Annotated in this window: 21 protein-coding genes; 11 read left to right on the top strand and 10 right to left on the bottom strand. The window is 65.1% G+C overall.

Translation table 11 applies throughout. From position 1 onward, the window contains the following. Positions 1–68: 68 nt before the first annotated feature. A complete protein-coding gene (gene fliP, locus GGD63_RS06690) occupies positions 69–821 on the bottom strand; it encodes a flagellar type III secretion system pore protein FliP (RefSeq protein WP_183240179.1) in 753 nt (250 codons plus the stop codon). Next, positions 818–1,792 carry a flagellar biosynthetic protein FliO gene (locus tag GGD63_RS06695; protein WP_183240181.1) on the bottom strand — a complete coding sequence of 325 codons (975 nt, stop codon included), beginning with the start codon at positions 1,790–1,792 and terminating at the stop codon, positions 818–820. Before GGD63_RS06695 ends, fliP begins: the two co-directional genes overlap by 4 nt. A 347-nt stretch (positions 1,793–2,139) precedes the next feature. Here GGD63_RS06695 and flgB point away from each other — a divergent pair, with 347 nt between their 5' ends. The 10 genes from flgB to GGD63_RS06745 all read left to right on the top strand — a co-directional run bounded on the left by flgB (position 2,140) and on the right by GGD63_RS06745 (position 11,621). After that, positions 2,140–2,544 carry a flagellar basal body rod protein FlgB gene (flgB, locus tag GGD63_RS06700; protein WP_183240183.1) on the top strand — a complete coding sequence of 135 codons (405 nt, stop codon included), beginning with the start codon at positions 2,140–2,142 and terminating at the stop codon, positions 2,542–2,544. Between the two features lie 39 nt (positions 2,545–2,583). After that, positions 2,584–3,009, top strand: a complete 426-nt coding sequence (gene flgC / locus GGD63_RS06705; protein ID WP_183240185.1) for a flagellar basal body rod protein FlgC — start codon at positions 2,584–2,586, stop codon at positions 3,007–3,009. A 16-nt stretch (positions 3,010–3,025) separates the two neighbouring features. Next, a complete protein-coding gene (fliE, locus tag GGD63_RS06710; RefSeq protein WP_183240186.1) occupies positions 3,026–3,334 on the top strand; it encodes a flagellar hook-basal body complex protein FliE in 309 nt (102 codons plus the stop codon). A gap of 170 nt (positions 3,335–3,504) precedes the next feature. Continuing rightward, positions 3,505–3,768: a flagellar biosynthesis protein FliQ gene (fliQ, locus tag GGD63_RS06715; RefSeq protein WP_028180904.1), complete on the top strand. Its 264-nt coding sequence runs from the start codon at positions 3,505–3,507 to the stop codon at positions 3,766–3,768. 180 nt (positions 3,769–3,948) lie between these two features. After that, the gene (gene fliR, locus GGD63_RS06720; RefSeq protein ID WP_183240188.1) at positions 3,949–4,719 is read left to right on the top strand and encodes a flagellar biosynthetic protein FliR; all 771 of its coding nucleotides are present in this window, start codon (positions 3,949–3,951) and stop codon (positions 4,717–4,719) included. A gap of 7 nt (positions 4,720–4,726) precedes the next feature. After that, positions 4,727–5,806 carry a flagellar biosynthesis protein FlhB gene (gene flhB / locus GGD63_RS06725; RefSeq protein WP_183240190.1) on the top strand — a complete coding sequence of 360 codons (1,080 nt, stop codon included), beginning with the start codon at positions 4,727–4,729 and terminating at the stop codon, positions 5,804–5,806. A gap of 154 nt (positions 5,807–5,960) precedes the next feature. Continuing rightward, positions 5,961–8,540 (top strand): cell cycle histidine kinase CckA, encoded by a 2,580-nt coding sequence (gene cckA, locus GGD63_RS06730; RefSeq protein WP_183240192.1) that lies wholly within the window; start codon positions 5,961–5,963, stop codon positions 8,538–8,540. Positions 8,541–8,847: 307 nt separating this feature from the next. After that, positions 8,848–9,855, top strand: a complete 1,008-nt coding sequence (locus GGD63_RS06735; protein WP_183240194.1) for a Tim44 domain-containing protein — start codon at positions 8,848–8,850, stop codon at positions 9,853–9,855. Between the two features lie 143 nt (positions 9,856–9,998). After that, positions 9,999–10,679 carry a lectin gene (locus tag GGD63_RS06740; protein WP_183240196.1) on the top strand — a complete coding sequence of 227 codons (681 nt, stop codon included), beginning with the start codon at positions 9,999–10,001 and terminating at the stop codon, positions 10,677–10,679. A 234-nt stretch (positions 10,680–10,913) separates the two neighbouring features. After that, positions 10,914–11,621 (top strand): glutathione S-transferase, encoded by a 708-nt coding sequence (locus GGD63_RS06745; protein ID WP_183240197.1) that lies wholly within the window; start codon positions 10,914–10,916, stop codon positions 11,619–11,621. Between the two features lie 45 nt (positions 11,622–11,666). On the opposite strand, the gene GGD63_RS06750 is transcribed toward GGD63_RS06745, so the two are convergent. The 3 genes from GGD63_RS06750 to GGD63_RS06760 form a co-directional block, all read right to left on the bottom strand. Continuing rightward, a complete protein-coding gene (locus GGD63_RS06750) occupies positions 11,667–12,341 on the bottom strand; it encodes an isoprenylcysteine carboxylmethyltransferase family protein (RefSeq protein ID WP_183240199.1) in 675 nt (224 codons plus the stop codon). 117 nt (positions 12,342–12,458) lie between these two features. Next, complete coding sequence (locus GGD63_RS06755) at positions 12,459–12,632, bottom strand: hypothetical protein (protein WP_183240201.1); 174 nt, start codon at positions 12,630–12,632, stop codon at positions 12,459–12,461. Positions 12,633–12,923: 291 nt separating this feature from the next. Then, positions 12,924–13,397 (bottom strand): hypothetical protein, encoded by a 474-nt coding sequence (locus GGD63_RS06760; protein ID WP_183240203.1) that lies wholly within the window; start codon positions 13,395–13,397, stop codon positions 12,924–12,926. Positions 13,398–13,631: 234 nt separating this feature from the next. On the opposite strand from GGD63_RS06760, the gene GGD63_RS06765 reads away from it, so the two are divergent. Continuing rightward, positions 13,632–15,287: a fumarate hydratase gene (locus GGD63_RS06765; protein WP_183240204.1), complete on the top strand. Its 1,656-nt coding sequence runs from the start codon at positions 13,632–13,634 to the stop codon at positions 15,285–15,287. 264 nt (positions 15,288–15,551) lie between these two features. Here the strand turns inward: GGD63_RS06765 and GGD63_RS06770 are convergent, their stop codons facing one another. From GGD63_RS06770 to GGD63_RS06790, 5 genes are all read right to left on the bottom strand, one after another. Continuing rightward, a complete protein-coding gene (locus tag GGD63_RS06770; protein ID WP_183240206.1) occupies positions 15,552–16,472 on the bottom strand; it encodes an SH3 domain-containing protein in 921 nt (306 codons plus the stop codon). A 15-nt stretch (positions 16,473–16,487) separates the two neighbouring features. Continuing rightward, positions 16,488–16,784, bottom strand: coding sequence for a hypothetical protein (locus tag GGD63_RS06775; RefSeq protein ID WP_183240208.1), 297 nt, complete (start codon positions 16,782–16,784; stop codon positions 16,488–16,490). Between the two features lie 102 nt (positions 16,785–16,886). Continuing rightward, complete coding sequence (locus GGD63_RS06780) at positions 16,887–17,441, bottom strand: inner membrane-spanning protein YciB (protein ID WP_183240210.1); 555 nt, start codon at positions 17,439–17,441, stop codon at positions 16,887–16,889. A 13-nt stretch (positions 17,442–17,454) separates the two neighbouring features. Continuing rightward, a complete protein-coding gene (locus GGD63_RS06785; protein ID WP_183240211.1) occupies positions 17,455–18,030 on the bottom strand; it encodes a hypothetical protein in 576 nt (191 codons plus the stop codon). Between the two features lie 76 nt (positions 18,031–18,106). Next, on the bottom strand, positions 18,107–18,358 hold the full coding sequence (locus tag GGD63_RS06790; RefSeq protein WP_183240213.1) for a hypothetical protein: 252 nt from the start codon (positions 18,356–18,358) through the stop codon (positions 18,107–18,109). Between the last annotated feature and the right edge of the window lie 27 nt (positions 18,359–18,385).

Consider the following 18,385-nt stretch of genomic DNA (forward strand, 5'->3'; position numbering starts at 1 on the left):
CGTAATTGAATCGAGAAGCCGCGGCGTACTGGATGCCCCGCCTTCGCGGGGCATGACGGAGGTGGCCACTACCCCCCGTAGCTCTGCACCAAACTTCCCGCCACCAGCGACCAGCCGTCGACCAGCACGAAGAAGATCAGCTTGAACGGCAGCGAGATCGTCGCGGGCGGCAGCATCATCATGCCCATCGACATCAGCACCGAGGCGACGACGAGGTCGATGATCAGGAAGGGCAGGAACAGCAGGAAGCCGATCTCGAAGGCGCGCTTCAGCTCGGAGATCATGAAGGCGGGGATGAGGATGCGCAGTGCGAGGTCGTCGGGGGTGGCGGGCGGCGGCTCGCCCGAGAGGTCCAGGAACAGCTTGAGGTCCTTCTCGCGCACGTTCTTCTGCATGAAGCCGCGCAAGGGGACGGAGGCGCGCTGGAGCGCGTCCTCGACACTGACCTGGTTGGCGACGAGCGGACGGATGCCGTCGTCGTAGGATTTCTGCAGCACCGGGCCCATCACGAAGAAGGTGAGGAACATTGCGAGCGCAATGATCACCGAATTTGGCGGCGCGGTCGCCGTGCCCATCGCGGTGCGCAGCAGCGACAGCACGACCACGATGCGCGTGAACGATGTCATCATGATCAGGATCGACGGCGCGATCGAGAGCACCGTGAGCAGCGCAATCAGCTGGATCGCGCGCTCGGTGACGCCGCCGCCCTGGCCGCCGAGATTGATGCTGATGTCCTGCGCGTGCGCAGGCATCGCGAGCGAAGCCGCACCGAACAGGACAGAAAGGAAAAGAACTCTACGCGGGAGGGCCGGCAGCCTCACGAAGACGGCTTCGGACGGCCGAGCAGCGAGGCCATCTCGTCTTCGAGATTTTCAAAGCTGGTCTTCTCCGCGGCAGGTTTTGCGGGCGGGGCCGGGGGCGCCGGCGGCTCGCTGCGTGCAACGCGCGGAGGAGCGACCGGCGGCTCCGGCGCAACCGGAGGGGCGACCGGTTCGCCGGCCGGGCGGCGCAGGGCAGCCTCCAGCCGCTGCGCCATTTCGGCGAGATTCTGTTCGGCGCTCGAGGGCGCAGCGGCGGCGGGCGCCGGCGGCGGAACGGGCGGGGCCTGCGGCACCGGCGGAGGCGGCGGTGCGGCTGCGCGCTCGGCGCGCACCGGTGGCATCTTCGCCGGTTCGCTCTGGCGCGGCGGACGCGGCATCAGCGGCGGCTCGCTGCGGGCAATGCGCGGCGGCAGCGGTTCGGGCCGAGGCTCGCGCTCGGGACGCGGCGCCAGCGGCTCCGGCGGAAAGCCGGGCAGGGCCGGCTCGCCGCGGCGTTCGGCCAAGGCGGGCGCGGGCCGGCGCACTTCGTCGGCGAACGACGGCCGCGCGGGCCGCGGCGGCGGTTCGGGCATTTGCGGCTCGGGATGATCGAGCAGTTCGGGCCGTGGTGCTTCATCGGCCCAAGCGCCGGCATCGGGCATGGGGGCAAGGCGCGGCGGTTCGGCGGCGTTGGGACGCTGCGGGAGTTGGTCGCGGCCGGGCGCGGCGCGCACGATGTTGGGCTCGACGACGATGTCGGTCGGGCCGCCGATCATCAGGAGATGCTCGACATTGTCGCGCCGGACCAGCACCAGGCGGCGCCGGCCATCGACCGCGGCGGCATCGATCACCGCGAGCCGCGGCATCCGGCCGCGCTGGGTGTTGGCGCCGATCCGGTTGCCGGCGAATCGGCGAACCAGCCATGCAGCGACGCCGATCAACGCCAGAACGACGATGAACGCGACGATGAAGGTGATAGGGCTGCCTTGCATACTTGTCCCCGACAAATGGCGCTTTTCTCGCGCCCGTGGTCAGCTGCGCCAACCACCGGCGTACGATGCCCCAAACTGCGATCTCTTAACGTTCCACGGCAAGTTTTGCCGTCCCCAACTCTTAATAACCTATGAATCGCTCGATCCAAAACGACTTCTTGGCCCGTGCGTGTGCCGCCAAGCGGTTGGGTTAATGCCGCTTTTTGATGCGTAGAATCACGGGATCGCAAGGTCGTGTCCCGCCCGGGGACATGTCCCGGCGGTACTCTTAACCACCTGTTAACCATACAGGCGGCAAATTCTGCCTAGCTTCGGACACAAGTCCGACGGCGGAAGGAGCCGCAACGATGTCCATCAACGACCTCCCGGTGCTGTCGGCGCTTCGCACCAAGATGCAGTGGCATCAGGAGCGCCAGCGCGTCCTGTCCGAGAACGTCTCCAACTCCGATACACCCAAATTCCGGCCGCGCGACCTGGTCGAGCCGAAGCTCGACAAATCAGGCACGGTCACGGGCTCGATGGGCCCGCTGGCCATGACCGTTACCAGCGCCTCGCACATGAAACCATCAGGCGCGGCCTCCGGGTTCGACCAGAACAGGAATGCCGGCTTTGAGACACGCCCGGCGGGCAATGCCGTCAATCTCGAAGAGGAGATGATGAAGGCGGCCAGCAACCAGATGGACTATGCGGCGGCGACCTCGCTCTATTCGAAGAGCCTGCATCTGCTCAAGACCGCGATCGGCAAGGGCTAGGGCATGATCCGGGAACAGCAGAGCTAGCGGAGGCCGATCATGGCGAATGACAGCAGCGACTTTGCCCGTTCGATGGCGATCGCGACCTCCGGCCTGCGCGCGCAGGCCGGGCGCATGCGGGTGATCTCGGAAAACATCGCGAACGCGGATTCGACCTCGCAGAGCGCCGGCGGCGATCCCTACCGGCGCAAGGTTCCGACCTTCTCCTCCGCGCTCGACCGCACGCTCGACGCGCAGGTCGTCACCCTCGGCAAGATCAAGCCCGACCAGTCCGATTTCCGCGTCAGACACGAGCCGAACAATCCGGCGGCGGATGCAACCGGCAACGTCAAATATCCCAACGTGAACTCGGTGGTCGAGATGACCGACATGCGCGATGCGCAGCGGTCCTACGAGGCCAATCTCAACATCATCAGTGCGACGCGCCGGATGATCCAGCGCACGCTCGACATCCTCAAGAGCTGAACAGGACATTTGAGCCATGGCATCACCGACAATCGCCGCCAACGCCTATGCCAACCTTGCCCGGGTGCTGGAGAACAGCGGTGCCGGCAAGGGCAGCGAGCCGAGCGGGCAGTCCTTCGCCTCGCTGCTGAAAGACGCCGTCGGCAGCGTGATGGAGTCCGGCCGCAAGTCCGACGCACAGACGGTGGCGATGGCCGCCGGCAAGGCCAATGTGATGGACGTGGTGACGGCGGTCGCCGACACCGACGTCGCCGTCTCAACGCTGGTCTCGGTCCGCGACCGCGTGATCTCGGCGTACGAAGACATCATGAAGATGCAGATCTGATTTTTCGCGCTGGCGCTCGCCCCGATCGTCATTGCGAGCGCAGCGAAGCAATCCAGAATTTCTCCGCGGCGGCAGTCTGGATTGCTTCGCTTCGCTCGCAATGACGGGGGAGAGGGCGTTCGTTCCTCGCCGCGGTGGCGAGGATGAAGATTGAATAGGGAATTCTGCAAATGACCGGACCCGAGACCCTCGACGTCGCGCGTGACGCGATCTGGACCATCGTGATCGTGTCCTCGCCGCTGATGGTGGTCGGGCTCGTGGTCGGCGTGATCGTGTCGCTGTTCCAGGCACTGACGCAGATCCAGGAGCAGACGTTGATCTACGTGCCGAAGATCCTCGCCATCTTCGCCACGATGCTATTGGCGCTGCCATTCATGGCCGACTCGCTCCATGCCCACATGATGCGGATCTCGTCGCGAATCATCGGTGGCTGAGGCACTATGCGTCGTGCGGTGGATTTGACATTCGCCCTGGGGGCTCCGCGAGTCGCGTTGGCGAATGTCAAATCCAATAGCCGCACGACTATTGATATTTGCGAATGCCTCTTTGGCTCCAACATTCGCAAAAGTGCTTGCCGCGATGGCATGCGAATGTTGGAGCCGAGGCATTCGGCTATGCGCATCGACGTCTCGCTGCTGCCGGCGCTCGCCGCCTCCTTCATGCTCGCCTTCGCCCGGGTCGGTGCGATGGTGATGCTGCTGCCAGGGCTCGGCGAGACCAACATCCCGACACGGATCAAGCTGTCGATCGCACTGCTGCTCACGCTGATCATCCTGCCGCTGCATCGCAATGCCTACCAGGTCGACATGGGCTCGCTGGCGCCGCTGCTGGTGCTGATGCTGCATGAGATCGTGATCGGCATCGTGCTGGGCGCGACTGCGCGCGTGACGCTGGCGGCGCTGCAGGTCGCGGGTTCCGTCATCGCGCAGCAGATGGGGCTCGGCTTCGTCACCTCGGTCGATCCGACGCAGGGCCAGCAGGGCGTGCTGGTCGGCAACTTCCTGACCATGCTCGGGGCGACGCTGCTGTTCGCCACCGACAGCCACCACCTGGTTATCGCGGCGCTGAACGACAGCTATGCGATCTTCTCGCCGGGGGAGACGGTGTCGAGCGGAGATGTCGCTTCCCTCGCGACGCGTGCCTTCGCCGCCGCGTTTCGGCTTGGCCTGCAACTCTCGGGGCCGTTTTTGGTGTTTGGCCTCGTCTTCAACATCGGGCTAGGCGTGCTGGCGCGGCTGATGCCGCAGATGCAGGTCTATTTTGTCGGCGTGCCGCTCTCGATCTTCGCGGGCTTCCTGGTGCTCGCCGTGGTGCTCACAGCGATGATGGGTACGTTTCTCGATTATTTCATCGGTGTGATGCACCAGATGATGCCGCTCAAGTGAGGGATCGATGGCGGAAGACAACGATCCAGAAAGTCAAACAGAAGACCCGACACAAAAACGTCTCGACGATGCGCTCGAACGCGGCGACGTTGCGAAAAGCCAGGAGATCAACACCTGGTTCATGATCGCGGGCGCCACGCTCGTGGTCTCGACCTTCTCGGGCTCGGTCGGCAGCGGGCTGGTGACGCCGATGCGCAACCTGCTGGCCAATTCCTGGATGATCAAGATCGACGGCGGGAATCTGCTCAAGTTGATGCAGCAGATCGAATTCGCCGTGCTTGCTGCGATCGGCGTGCCTCTCCTGATGCTGGTGCTGGCGGCGATCGCCGGCAACATGCTGCAGCACCGCCTGGTGTGGTCGACCGAATCCCTGAAACCCAAATTCAGCAAGATCTCGCCCGGCGCCGGCTTCAAGCGCATCTTCGGCAAGCAGGCGGCGGCGAACTTCCTCAAGGGCCTCGGCAAGCTGATCGCGCTCGGCGTGGTCATGACCATGATCCTGTGGCCGGAACGGCACCGCATGGAGGCGATGGTCAGGCTCGATCCGGCCGCCATGCTCGGCGCCAGCACCAGCATGACCGTCCACCTGCTCGGCGCGGTGGTCGCGGCGCTCGCGATCGTCGCCATCGCCGACTATTTCTTCCAGTACCGCAGCTGGTTCCAGCGGCAGAAGATGTCGCTCCAGGAGATCAAGGAAGAGTTCAAGCAGTCCGAAGGCGACCCGCACATCAAGGGCAAGATCAGGCAACTGCGGCAGCAGCGCGCCAAGAAGCGCATGATGGCGGCGGTTCCCAAGGCCTCGGTGATCATCACCAACCCGACCCACTATTCGGTGGCGCTGTCCTACGAGCGCGGCATGTCGGCGCCGATCTGCGTCGCCAAGGGCGTCGACAACCTCGCTTTCAAGATCCGGGAGATCGCGCGCGAGCACGACATCCCGATCGTCGAGAACGTGCCGCTGGCCCGTGCGCTCTATGCCACCGTCGACATCGACCAGGAAATCCCGACCGAGCATTACCATGCGGTCGCCGAGGTGATCGGCTACGTCATGCGGCTGAAGCGCGGATTCGGCGCCGGACGGGGATAAAATGCCCGGAAAGTACCGGAAATGGCCGTAATCTGGGAATCAGCGTACCTTTCGCCCTTGCTGCCCTTGCACCTCAGGGTCCGATTCAGGCAGGGAGGACCCGGCGCGCGCCTCAGCGCGTTGATTCTCTGCCGACAGGCTGCGCCAGCTCGAGATGACTGCTGAGACCGACCACGACCTCACACGCGAGCCCGTTGCGGCGCACGAGCCGTCGCCGCGCTCGGGCAGCATTGCGCTGGTGCTGCTGGTGGCCGCGGCCCTGGTCGCGGTCGCCGTCGGGCTGATGACGCTCGGGCGCGCGCAGGCGCAGCCCTATATCCTCGGCATCCTCGCCGTGCTGGCGATGGTCGGTCTGTTCAACCTGTTCGCCTTCGCCGCCGGCATCATCCGCTTCGCCGACCGTAATCTCGATGATCCCATCATTGGCCGCATCTCCGATCACGCCTTCGACGGGCTCGCCGTCACCGATGCGCGCGGGCACGTGGTCTATTCCAACGCGGCCTATCTGACGCTGACCGGCGCGAGCGGCCCGCAGGACGTGCGCCCCGTGGAGCGCGTCTTCATCGGCAATCCCGACGTCTCCGAAGCCGTGTTCCGCCTGCTCAAGGCCGCCCGCGAGGGCAAGCGCCAGCAGGAGGAGGTGCGCATCTCCGGGCATGACGGCAGCCAGGGCCGCTGGCTGCGCATGCGCGTGCGCCCGCTCGGCACCGGCAAGCGCGAGGCGAAATACGCGGTGTGGTCGATCGCCGACATCACCCGCGACCGCGAGCGCCAGGAGGACGTGTTCCAGGAGCTCCAGCACGCGATCGAATATCTCGACCACGCGCCGTGCGGCTTCTTCTCGGTCAATCCGGCCGGCGAGCTCGCTTATGTCAACGCGACGCTGGCGAACTGGCTCGACTATGACCTCGCCGAGATCGGCTCGGGCGGCCTGAAGCTGACCGACATCGTCTCCGGCGACGGCGCCTCGCTTTTGACCGCGATCGTGGCGGTGCCGGGCGAGGTCAAGACCGAGGTCTTCGACATCGACCTGCGCATGCGCACCGGCAAGACCATGCCGGTGCGGCTCTATCACAAGCTCGCCTTCGGCGCCGACGGCGCGCCGGGGCCGTCGCGTACCCTCGTCATCAGCCGCGCCCGCGACGAGCGCAGCGATCCCGACCGCGCCGCCGAAGTCCGCTTCATGCGCTTCTTCGACCACACGCCGATGGCGATCGCGACCGTGGACCGCGCCGGCAACGTCGTGCGCGCCAATGCGCGCTATGCCAAGCTCGGGCAGGCGCTCGGGCTCGACAGCGCCTCCAAGTCGATCTTCCGCGCGGTCAATTCGCGCGACCGCCACCTCCTGATCGCGGCCATCAATCAGGCCGCTGAAGGTCAGGCCGACATCGCCCCGGTCGAGGTGGCGCTGGAAGGAACCAAGGAACGCTGGGGCCAGTTCTTCGTCACGCCGGTGGATGCAGCCGAGAACGAGGCGGAAGCCGCCATCGTGCACATGCTCGAGACAACCGAGCGGCGCGCGCTGGAGAACCAGATCAACCAGTCGCAGAAGATGGAGACGGTCGGCCAGCTCGCCGGCGGCATCGCCCACGACTTCAACAACGTGCTTTCCGCCATCATGATGGCGAACGATTTCCTACTGAACGCGCACAAGCCGACCGATCCGTCGTTCCAGGACATCATGCAGATCAAGCAGAACGCAACGCGCGCCGCGACCCTGGTGCGGCAGCTGCTGGCGTTCTCGCGGCGTCAGACGCTGCGGCCGCAGGTGCTCGATCTCGGCGATGCGCTCTCCGATCTCACCATGCTGCTGCGCCGGCTGATCGGCGAGAAGGTCAAGCTCGACCTGATCCACGGCCGCGACCTCTGGCCGGTCAAGGTCGACGTCTCCCAGTTCGAGCAGGTGATCGTCAACCTCGCGGTGAATGCGCGCGACGCCATGCCCGACGGCGGCAAGCTGATCATCCGCACCGCCAACGTCACCACGGAAGACGCGGGCAAGCTCGCCTACAAGGGCATGCCGGCGGCGGACTATGTCCGGATCGAGGTCGCCGACACCGGCACCGGCATTCCCGCCGACATCCGCGACAAGATTTTCGAACCGTTTTTCTCGACGAAAGAGGTGGGCAAGGGCACCGGCCTCGGGCTCTCCACCGTCTACGGCATCGTCAAGCAGACCGGCGGCTTCATCTACGTCGATTCCGAGCAGGGACAGGGCACCTCGTTCCACATCTTCCTGCCGCGCCACCATGCCGAGCCGGAGGTGCAGGTCGAGCAGCCCGCAGCGGTGGTCAGCGCGACCAATGGCGCCGCGAAGGAAGCCGCGCCGGCAGAGGCGAAGCCGCGCACCGATCTCACCGGGCAGGGCACCATCCTGCTGGTCGAGGACGAGGAGGGCCTGCGCGCCCTCAACGCCCGCGGCCTGCGCTCGCGCGGCTATACCGTGGTCGAGGCCGAGAACGGCGTCGAGGCGATGGAGGTGCTGGAGGAGCAGAGCGGGGCGATCGATCTCGTCGTCTCCGACGTCGTGATGCCGGAGATGGACGGCCCGACGCTGCTCAAGGCGATGCGCGAGCAGAACCCCGACATCAAGTTCATCTTCGTCTCCGGCTACGCCGAGGACGCTTTCGAGAAGAGCCTGCCCGAGGGCCAGCAGTTCGACTTCCTGCCAAAGCCGTTCACCCTCAGCCAGCTCGTGGCGGCGGTGAAGGAGACGATGACGAAGCAGGGGTGAGGGTTGTGCCCTCGCCACGTTCTCCGTCATTGCGAGCGTAGCGAAGCAATCCAGACTGCCTCCGCCGAAAGACCTCTGGATTGCTTCGTCGCAAGGGCTCCCCGCAATGACAGTGGATGAGGGAAAAAGCTGAAATCCCGCCTTTAACCCGCCGGTAACCGGCGACCACGGTTCCCCGGCGCCCCCCGGCCAAACCCCCGTCAAATATGGGCTTTTGCCACATCCCCGCGACTGAGGGCCGCAGCCATGGGGTCCGAAACCGGCTTCACTTTTCGGGAAGTCTGCCCATCTTAGGGGGCACGTCCCCATGCCGGGGATTTGGGAAACGCACATGAATTTCTCGCAACGATCCCGCACTTTCTTCAAGACGATCGCCGTGGTGCTGGCGCTTGCGCTGCCGACTGCGCTGGCGATCTCGTCCGCCGACGCGCGTGTCGGCGGCGGCATGTCGTCGGGTTCGCGCGGCTCGCGCACCTATTCGGCTCCGCCGTCGACCACGACCGCGCCGGGCTCGACCTCGCAGTTCAACCGGACCTACACCCAGCCGGGTGCGGGCATGAACTCGGCTGCGACCGCGCCGGCGCGCGGCGGCCTGTTCGGCCGCGCCGGTGGCTTCATGGGCGGCCTTGCGGCCGGCTTCCTCGGCGCAGGCCTGCTCGGCATGCTGTTCGGCGGCGGTCTGTTCGGCGGCCTCGGCGGCCTGTCGTCGATCATTGGCCTGATCATCCAGATCGCGCTCGTGGTGTTGGTGGTGCGGCTCGCGATGTCCTGGTGGCAGCGCCGCCATACCCCGCAGACGGCCTATGCCAATGCTGATGCCGGTCCGGGACCGCAGACGAACTATCGCAGCGGCCTCGGCGGCGGTCTTGGTGGTGGCCTCGGCGGCTTCGGCTTCGGCGCCAACAACACTCCGCTCGAGATCAAGCCTGATGACTATGAGGCGTTCGAGCGCCTGCTCGGCGAGATCCAGACCGCCTGGTCGAACGAAGACGTGGCCAAGCTGCACACGCTCGCGACACCGGAAATGGTCTCCTATTTCGAGCAGGACCTGGCCCAGAACCGCGCGCGCAACGCCGTCAACAAGGTCACCAACGTCAAGCTGCTGCAGGGCGACCTCGCCGAAGCCTGGCGCGAAGGCGAGACCGACTACGCCACGGTGGCGCTGCGCTTCGCCCTCACCGACAAGACGGTGGACCGCAACACCGGCGCGATCGTTGCCGGCAGCGACCAGCCGGGCGAGGCCACCGAGGTCTGGACCTTCGCCCGTCGCCCGAACGGCGGCTGGGAATTGTCGGCGATCCAGCAGACCAACTGATCGCAGACGAGATGAGAAACCAGGGCGTCGTGCTTCGGCACGGCGCCCTTTTCTTTTGGGCGTCTCGCAGCGCGGCATCGGAATAAGCGGGCGCGCCTCGGGTTGAAGTCAGGCGGAACGAAAAACACTCCTGGGAGGACAAGATGATCCGTATCGAGAGATCCGTGACGATTTCAGGGCTCGCGCTCACGCTGGCCTTGCTCGCGGCGCCATCCGTGCACGCTCAGTCAACTGACATGACGTTCTTCGTGACCTCCAGCGGCCCGGGCAAGGGCGCCGATCTCGGCGGCCTGGAGGGAGCCGATGCGCAGTGCGCGAGGCTCGCCCAGGCCGCCGGCGCCGGTACCAAGACCTGGCGCGCCTATCTGTCGACGCAGGCTGCCGACGGCAAGCCGGCCGTCAACGCCCGCGATCGCATCGGCAAGGGACCGTGGCAGAACGCCAAGGGCGCGGTCATCGCCAAGGACGTTGCCGACCTGCATAGTTCCGCCAACAACCTCACCAAGCAGACGGCGCTGAGCGAGAAGGGCGAAGGGATCAATGGTATTGGCGACTCGCCGAACCGGCATGACGTCCTGACGGGATCGCAGGCAGATGGTACCGCCTTTGCTGGTCCGGACGATCGAACTTGCAAGAACTGGACGTCGAGCACACAAGGCGCCGCGATGGTCGGTCATCTCGATCGCCGTGGCCTGCGCGACGACGAGCCGTCCAAGTCCTGGAACAGCTCCCACCCCTCGCGCGGTCCCGACGGTGGTTGCTCGCAGGCCGATCTGAAGAGCACCGGCGGCGACGGCCTGCTGTATTGTTTCGCGGCGAATTGAATAAGCGCGCGAAGCTCTCTCCACTCGTCATTGCGAGCGTAGCGAAGCAATCCAGTATCCCTCCTCGGAAACACTCTGGATTGCTTCCGCCTTCGCCAAGGCTTCGGCGGACAAGTCGCTGCGCTCGCAATGACGGAGTGTTTGGCGAGAGCCGTTCCGTCCAACCCTCACGGAACCTTCGGGCGCATGCTACATTGGTCCGATCGCCCCCACATTCACGGACCCCTCCCCCCCATGAAATACGAGCTCTACTACTGGCCCGAGATCCAGGGCCGCGGCGAATATGTGCGGCTGGCGCTGGAGGAGGCGGGGGCGGCTTATGTCGACGTCGCGCGGGGCGCACGCGGCACGGCTGCGATGATGAAGATGATGGAAGCGCAGAAGGGCACGCCGCCCTTTGCGCCGCCGTTCCTCAAAGCCGGCAAGCTGGTGATCGGCCAGACCGCCAACATCCTGTTCTATCTCGGCGCCCGCCACGCGCTTGCGCCGAAGACGGAAGCAGGACGGCTCTGGGTGCACCAGCTCCAGCTCACGATCACCGATCTCGTGGTCGAGATCCACGACACCCATCATCCGCTCGGGCCTTCGATGTACTACGAGGACCAGAAGGCGCCGGCGAAGAAGCGCACGGCCGAGTTCTGGGACGAGCGCGTGCCGAAATATCTCGGCTATTTCGAGCAGCTGCTCGCCGGCAATGGCGGCGCTTACGTCACCGGCCGCCGGCTCACTTACGTCGATCTCTCGCTGTTCCAGATCGTCGATGGCCTCCGCTACGCCTTCCCCAGGCGCATGAAGGCGTTCGAGAAGGATGTCCCGGGTCTCGTCGGCCTGCATGATCGGATTGCCGCGCGGCCGAACATCAAGGCTTATCTTGCCAGCGAGCGCCGGATTCCATTCAACGAGCAGGGCATCTTTCGTCGCTATCGCGAACTGGACAATTAGCCGGTCCGGAAAACGTCCGCCTGTCGCACGGGCGCGTATGTGCGCTCACCACACGCCGGGCACCAGGCGATAGCGCACCCGCGCGGCATAGTCGGTATAGCCCGGCAGGCCCTCGCGCAGCGTGCGCTCCTCGATGCCGATGCGGACAGCGAACAGGGCGAGGAACAGCGGCGCCATCGCCAGTCCCCACCACGAGCCCAGCGCCAGCGGCAGGCCGGCGAAGAACAGGATCATGCCGCTGTACATGGGGTGGCGCACATGCGCGTAGGGCCCGGTCGAGATCACGTGCTGCGCACGCTCGGCTTGCAGCTTCACCACGGGCGCTGCGAACGAGTTCTCCCGGAATACCCACATCGTGAACAGCATGCAGAGCAGGAACAGCACGAAGCCGAGAACCAGCAAGGCAAGCGGCATGTCAGAGGCAAGCCAGCGCCGGTCCAGTCCCATCACGACCAGCCAGACCAGCATCGCCGCCATGAGGGCGGCGACGAAGGCCTTGTCGGCCGGCGGCTGGTCTTTCTGGATGACCGGACGCAGACGCTCCGCCAGCAGTGCCGGATCGAGCCGGTAGAGCCACCAGCCGCAGAGCGGACCGAGCAGGGCGGAGCTGATGAGGAACATCCAGGCCGACGGCCAATGCAGCGTGCCGGCAGCCGCGAACAGCAGCGCGCCCATCGCGACGGTGAAGATCATGTTCTGCAGCAAGAGGCGGACGATCATGCGCAACTCTCAGACCCGAGCGCGCACGAGTGTGATCCCGCTATCCGGCGAAGATGCGGCCGGATACGCAGAAAGCCCGATCGACCGGATCGGGCGATTTATCTCCGAGAGGGCTGATCAGGCGAGCTGATCGATCCGTGTGCCCTGACCCGGCGGCAGCGGCGCGGGCGGCTGCGGCTTGTAGGTCGGATCAGTGTCCTCGGTCTTGGTCTGGTCGTCCTGCTGCTTGGTCGTGTCGTAGTTGGGTACCACGATCGCGATCGGCGGCGGCGCCACGGTGGAAACCTTCATCCACAAATCCTCACGCATGGAAACAATTCAGCCTGCCCCGACAGGAGCGAAATTTCCTTCAAGGCAATCGTTAAAATGCGAGAGGTTGGGGGCGGTAGAGGAGGCGCTTTAGTGAGACGCGGGTCTCTCCTCGTCATTGCGAGGAGCCCTTGCGACGAAGCAATCCAGACTATCACCGCGGAGGGATTCTGGATTGCTTCGCTACGCTCGCAATGACGGAGGGTGTGGCAGACGGAGTCGCGATGCATTGCGCCGCGGAGCGCGTGGCTAGAGTGACGGCGCAGTGCCCGCCTATTCGTCCTTGCCGCGCGTGATCGCGATCGACGCATCCGTCTTGGTGCGGGTGCATTCCATGTTGAGGCGGCGGTAGCGCATGCTGATCTTGTCGCCGCGCAAGAGACCCATCCGCTTCAGGCAGCGTGTCGCGCCCGTCGAGGTGTCGTCCTTGGTCACGGTGAAGACGATCGCCGCCATCGATCCCACCAGCGCATAGAACTCCGGCGTCGGCTTGCGATCGCCCTTGGCATAGAGCTCGATCGAATATTTGTCGCCGCGGCACCCCACCGACAGCTCCCTGGCGGCCGGGTGCGTCAGGTACACGATATTGGCGGCCCGGAAATTCACCTTGAGGCGGTCGATCTGGTTCGCCAACTCCTTGGCGCTGTCGTCACAGCGGTCGGCGCGCGCAGGCGAGGCGAGAGCCACAAGTCCGTTGATGGCGGCGGCGACCAGGATCGCGCCGCGGACGTTCAGTTTGAAAATCATGATGAAAAGCCCCTGAGGGCGCGCATTCAACCTTCGTCGCGCGCGGAGTGCAAGGGGTGCATCCAGGCCTTTCGGGGACAATGATGGCCCACGCATCTCCGCGGAAAAGGGCCGTCTTGTCGCCGATTCGAGATACCCCGGCCGCGCCAGAACGCCTTCCCTTTGCGGCAAAAAAGCTTAGAACGCTTCTATGCTAGAGGCCCGCCAGGGCTCCAAAACCCCGAGATTCGCCCCATGAACGCTCCCACCGCCTTTCCCGACCAGTCAAAACCCGTTCCGCCCTACAAGCACACCCCGCTGTTCCCGCTGGGCAAGGACGAGACGCCCTACAAGAAGATCTCGTCCGAGGGTATCAGGGTCGAGAAGGTCCTCGGCAAGGACATGCTGGTGGTGTCGCGCGAGGCGCTGCGGGCGCTGTCGGAGGCGGCTTTTGGCGACATCAACCATTATCTCCGCCCCGGCCATCTGAGGCAGCTCCGCTCGATCCTGGAGGACAGTGAGGCGAGCCCGAACGACAAGTTCGTGGCGCTGGACTTTTTGAAGAACGCCAACATCGCCGCCGGCGGCGTGCTGCCGATGTGCCAGGACACCGGCACCGCGATCATCATGGGCAAGAAGGGCTGCAACGTCATCACCGACGGCGACGACGAGGCAGCGCTGTCGGAAGGCGCGCGTGATGCTTACTTGCGCCGCAATCTGCGCTACTCGCAGGTCGCGCCGCTCTCGATGTATGAAGAGAAGAACACCGCCAACAACATGCCGGCGCAGTGCGAGATCTACGCCGAGGGCGACGACGCCTACAAATTCATGTTCATGGCGAAGGGCGGCGGCTCCGCCAACAAGAGCTTTCTGTTCCAGGCCACGCCCTCGGTGCTGACCAAGGACCGGCTGCTCGCCTTCCTGAAGGAGAAGATCCTCACGCTCGGCACGGCGGCGTGTCCGCCTTACCACCTCGCCATCGTGATCGGCGGCACCTCGGCTGAGCTCTGCATGAAGACGGTGAAGCTCGCCTCCGCGCGCTATCTCGATGCGCTGCCGACCCACGGCTCGCCCGACGGCAACGCCTTCCGCGACGTCGAGATGGAGAAGGAAATCCACAAGATGACGCAGTCGCTCGGCGTCGGCGCGCAGTTCGGCGGGAAATATTTCTGCCACGACGTGCGCGTGATCCGCATGCCGCGTCACGGCGCTTCGCTCCCGATCGGGCTTGGCGTGTCCTGCTCGGCCGACCGCCAGGTGCTCGGCAAGATCACCAAGGACGGCGTCTATATCGAGGAGCTCGAGCACAATCCGGCGCAGTACCTGCCGCAGGTCGAGCAGTCGCTTGGCGGCGAGGTCGTCAAGATCGACCTCAACCAGCCGATGAAGGACATCCTGGCGACGTTCTCGAAATATCCCATCAAGACGCGCGTCTCGATGACGGGCACCATGATCGTCGCGCGCGATAGCGCGCATGCCAAGTTGCGCGAGCGGCTGGAGAAGGGTGAGCCGCTGCCTGACTATTTCACGAACCATCCGGTTTATTACGCCGGTCCCGCCAAGACGCCCGAGGGCTATGCCTCCGGCGCGTTCGGTCCGACCACCGCGGGCCGCATGGATTCCTTCGTCGATCAGTTCCAGGCCGCCGGCGGCTCGATGGTGATGGTGGCCAAGGGCAATCGCGCGCCGGCCGTGCGCGAGGCCTGCAAGAAATACGGCGGCTTCTATCTCGGCTCGATCGGCGGCGCCGCGGCGAACCTCGCCGAGCATTGCATCAAGAAGGTCGAGGTGCTCGAATATCCCGAGCTCGGCATGGAAGCGATCTGGCGCATCGAAGTCGTCGACTTCCCGGCGTTCATCATCATCGACGACAAGGGCAACGACTTCTTCAAGGAGTTGAATCTGGGCTAGCTCTTCACCTCTCCCCGCTTGCGGCGGGGTGATCGCCTTTGAAGCAGTCGCTCCGCGGCGCATCCTTCGAGACGCCCGCCGTCGGCGGGCCCTCAGGATGAGGGCAGAGTACGCGGTTGCGGTTTCTTGGCGACGCCGACGTAGCTCAGCCTCATCCTGAGGAGACCGCGACGCGGTCGTCTCGAAGGACGAGGCGCTTGCTCAGCCGTAGCCCAGGAAGCATCTGCGATGCCCTGCCGCTTGCGGGGCGAGGGGATCAGACGGCTAACTGCAATTCGTGACTTGGTTGGAGCACAGCGAGCGCCACCAGCCGCGCACGCCGTCATGGCTCTCGACGAGGCCCCAGAAGCCGCTGCACGCGAGCACGCGCCTCGGTCCGCCGTCGCCGTCGATCGGGCCGCCGAGCTCGCGCTGGGCCGGCATCCATTTCGCGTCGACGAAGGGCGCCTGAAACAGCCCGCCTGCGCGCGTGGCGCCATTGGCGAAGTTCGCACCGACCTTGTTGGAAGCGACCCAGCCGCGTCCGGCATAGGGCTTTGGCGCGCTGCGCGGATACCGCTTCTCGTCCTCGTAATCCTTGCCCGGCGGCTTGGCGCCCTCGATCAGGAACCAGCCGTCCCTGAAGCCGATGATGCGGAATTCAGTGAGCCAGCCGCCGTCCGGTGTGTTCTCGGCGCCGCCTAACTTCAACCGGTAGGGCGGCGGCAGCGTGCCGAGCACGCGCGCTTTCACTGACGGTTCAGCGCGCACATTGAGGCCGTTCGGATCCTTGTCGATGGACCAGGCGCCGAGATCGCAGGGCTCGGTGCCATCAGGGAGGCCGGCGCGCTTTGCGGCGAGATCGGCGTGCAGCTTGGCGAAATCGGTGTCGTCGTTGTCAGCATCCGGCTCGGTGCGCGGCTTCAACTCGGCCGAGATCGCGCGCGTCGCATCCGCCGTCAGCGTGACGACGAGGGCTTGGCGTGCGGCGAACACGCTCGCCGGTGTCTTCTGATCGTTCGAGGTCGCCAGATAGACGGCGAGATATCCCGTCGAACCATCGGTTCGATAGGCGAGGCCTGCGACATAGCCCGCCGGCACCATGGCGAGCGCGCTTGCGCGCCACGCCGGTTCGGTGTCATCCGCGCGCGCAGCCTGAGTTGCGACACACAGGATCGTTGCCGCGATGAGACGGAGCGCGCGCATGGATGCAGCGCGCGCTTATGCCCGCGCGCCCGAGAACGGGAAGCTGCCCATCGGGCCGATGCCCATCTCGCCGCTGATGCTGTCGCCGGAGACCGTGCCGGTGAATTCGAGCGTGAGCGGCATCGGTTTGTCGATCGAAACTTTCCAGGAGACGTTATCGCCAGAGACGGTGCCATCGAAAATTTCGGTGGTATTACCTTCCGCACTCTGCGTACCCGTGAGCGTGCCGCCCGCGGCCTTCAGGCTCAGCGTCGTCTGGCGCTCGCCCATCGGTGTCGTCGTGGTCAGAGTCCAGTTGCCGTCCACGGCCATTCGCGTCTCCCAAATTTCTGGCGGGCCGCGACGATCCGCAACCCGTCCCGCACGAGCCTATAGCCCAACTCGCAGTTCCTGCCTAACGCTCCGATAGGGCATTTAGGCGCGGGCGGCAGCGCGCCGGCGGCTGGTGACGATGAGCCTGAGAACCACATACTGCACGGCAAAAGCCAGGATCTTGGCGCCGCCCGCGACCACCGTGATGTAGAACGCCCACAGCTTCAGATCGCCTGTGGAGGCGACCACGATCATGCCGGCACCGATCACGAACATCAGTACCGCCCAGGCATAACCCGCAGCTGTCACATATTCCGGAACGGTCTCGACGACGATCGGCGGCATGTAGCGCAGCATCCAGCCACGCTTGAGCATGATGGCGCCGATCGCGAAATGCGCGATCGACGGCTTTGCCAGCATGAAGCGGGGATCGTTGGTCAGCAGCGTGACCGTGCCCAGCACGATGACGAGCGCAAGGCTCGCATAGGTCATGTAGTTGAGCTGCTGTCCCTTGACGCGGGCATAGATCACTTGCGCGATCGCGCCGGCAATCGCCACCGACGTTGCCAGCACGACATTGTCGGTGACGAGATAGATGACCAGGAAGACGATGGCGGAGAGGAAGTCGGAGGCGAGGCGGGCGAATACGTCCTTCATCGTCGATTCCTGTTCAGCGAGCGTTGGGCAGAGCGCGGGCCGGCGCAACGTACTTGATCTGGCGATATTCTGGATACCATTTTGTGAAGTAGATCGCGCAGTTGCGGGCGGCGAAGGCGACCGCGAGGCTCGACCAGAGCGGCAGGCCGGGGATGTAGAGCAGCACGAGATTGGCTGCCGCCATTAACAGCGCGGCTGCGGTCCATGCGGCGGTGATGATGTAATTGGCGCGGAGAAAGCCGGGCATCGCCGCGGTCTCGGCCGGGACTGACTCAAGCGCATATTGCAGCGTGAAGGGATGGCGAACCAGCATCGAGCCCAGCGAGATGACGAAGATGCCGACATCGACCGACAGCTTGACGCCGAGCGTGCCGAGCTGCGGATCGATCAGCGCGAGGTAAAGGCCGATTGCGGCGAACACGATCGCCGAGCCTGCGGCCAGGACCTTCACCGAACGGCCGCGTGCGACATCGATCGCGACGGTGGCGAGGCAGATGGCCGAGGCCGCAAACACGCTGATCACGGCCGACGTCACCAGCATCAGGAAGGTGTAGGCGCCGTAGGGCGCGAGGATCAGGAAAATCGCCATGGGCCGTCTCGGTCGAATCGATCTTTACAATGGAAAGATTGCTACTTCCGGACGGGGCCCAGGTCAAGCGAAATCTTTACAGTGTCAAAATGACGTAGGCGACCTCCAAAACATGAAGGGCCGCAACGACTTGGTCCAATGCCTCCTCGGCCAGCTCCGCCCAGGGGAGGAGCGGCAGCGCGGCGGTCAACAGACCGAGGCAGAGCAAGATGCCGCCGTTGAACACGGTATGGCGGCTTCGCCGCAGCCGGATCATCTGGAATGCGAGCGCAACACCGATCAGCGCGAGGAGGGCCAGGCAAACTGCGGTGATCGAGGGCGTGTGCATGGAAGACTCCTTTTTCGTCATTTCGGG

It is taken from the genome of Bradyrhizobium sp. cir1 (assembly GCF_014198245.1).
GTDB lineage: Bacteria > Pseudomonadota > Alphaproteobacteria > Rhizobiales > Xanthobacteraceae > Bradyrhizobium.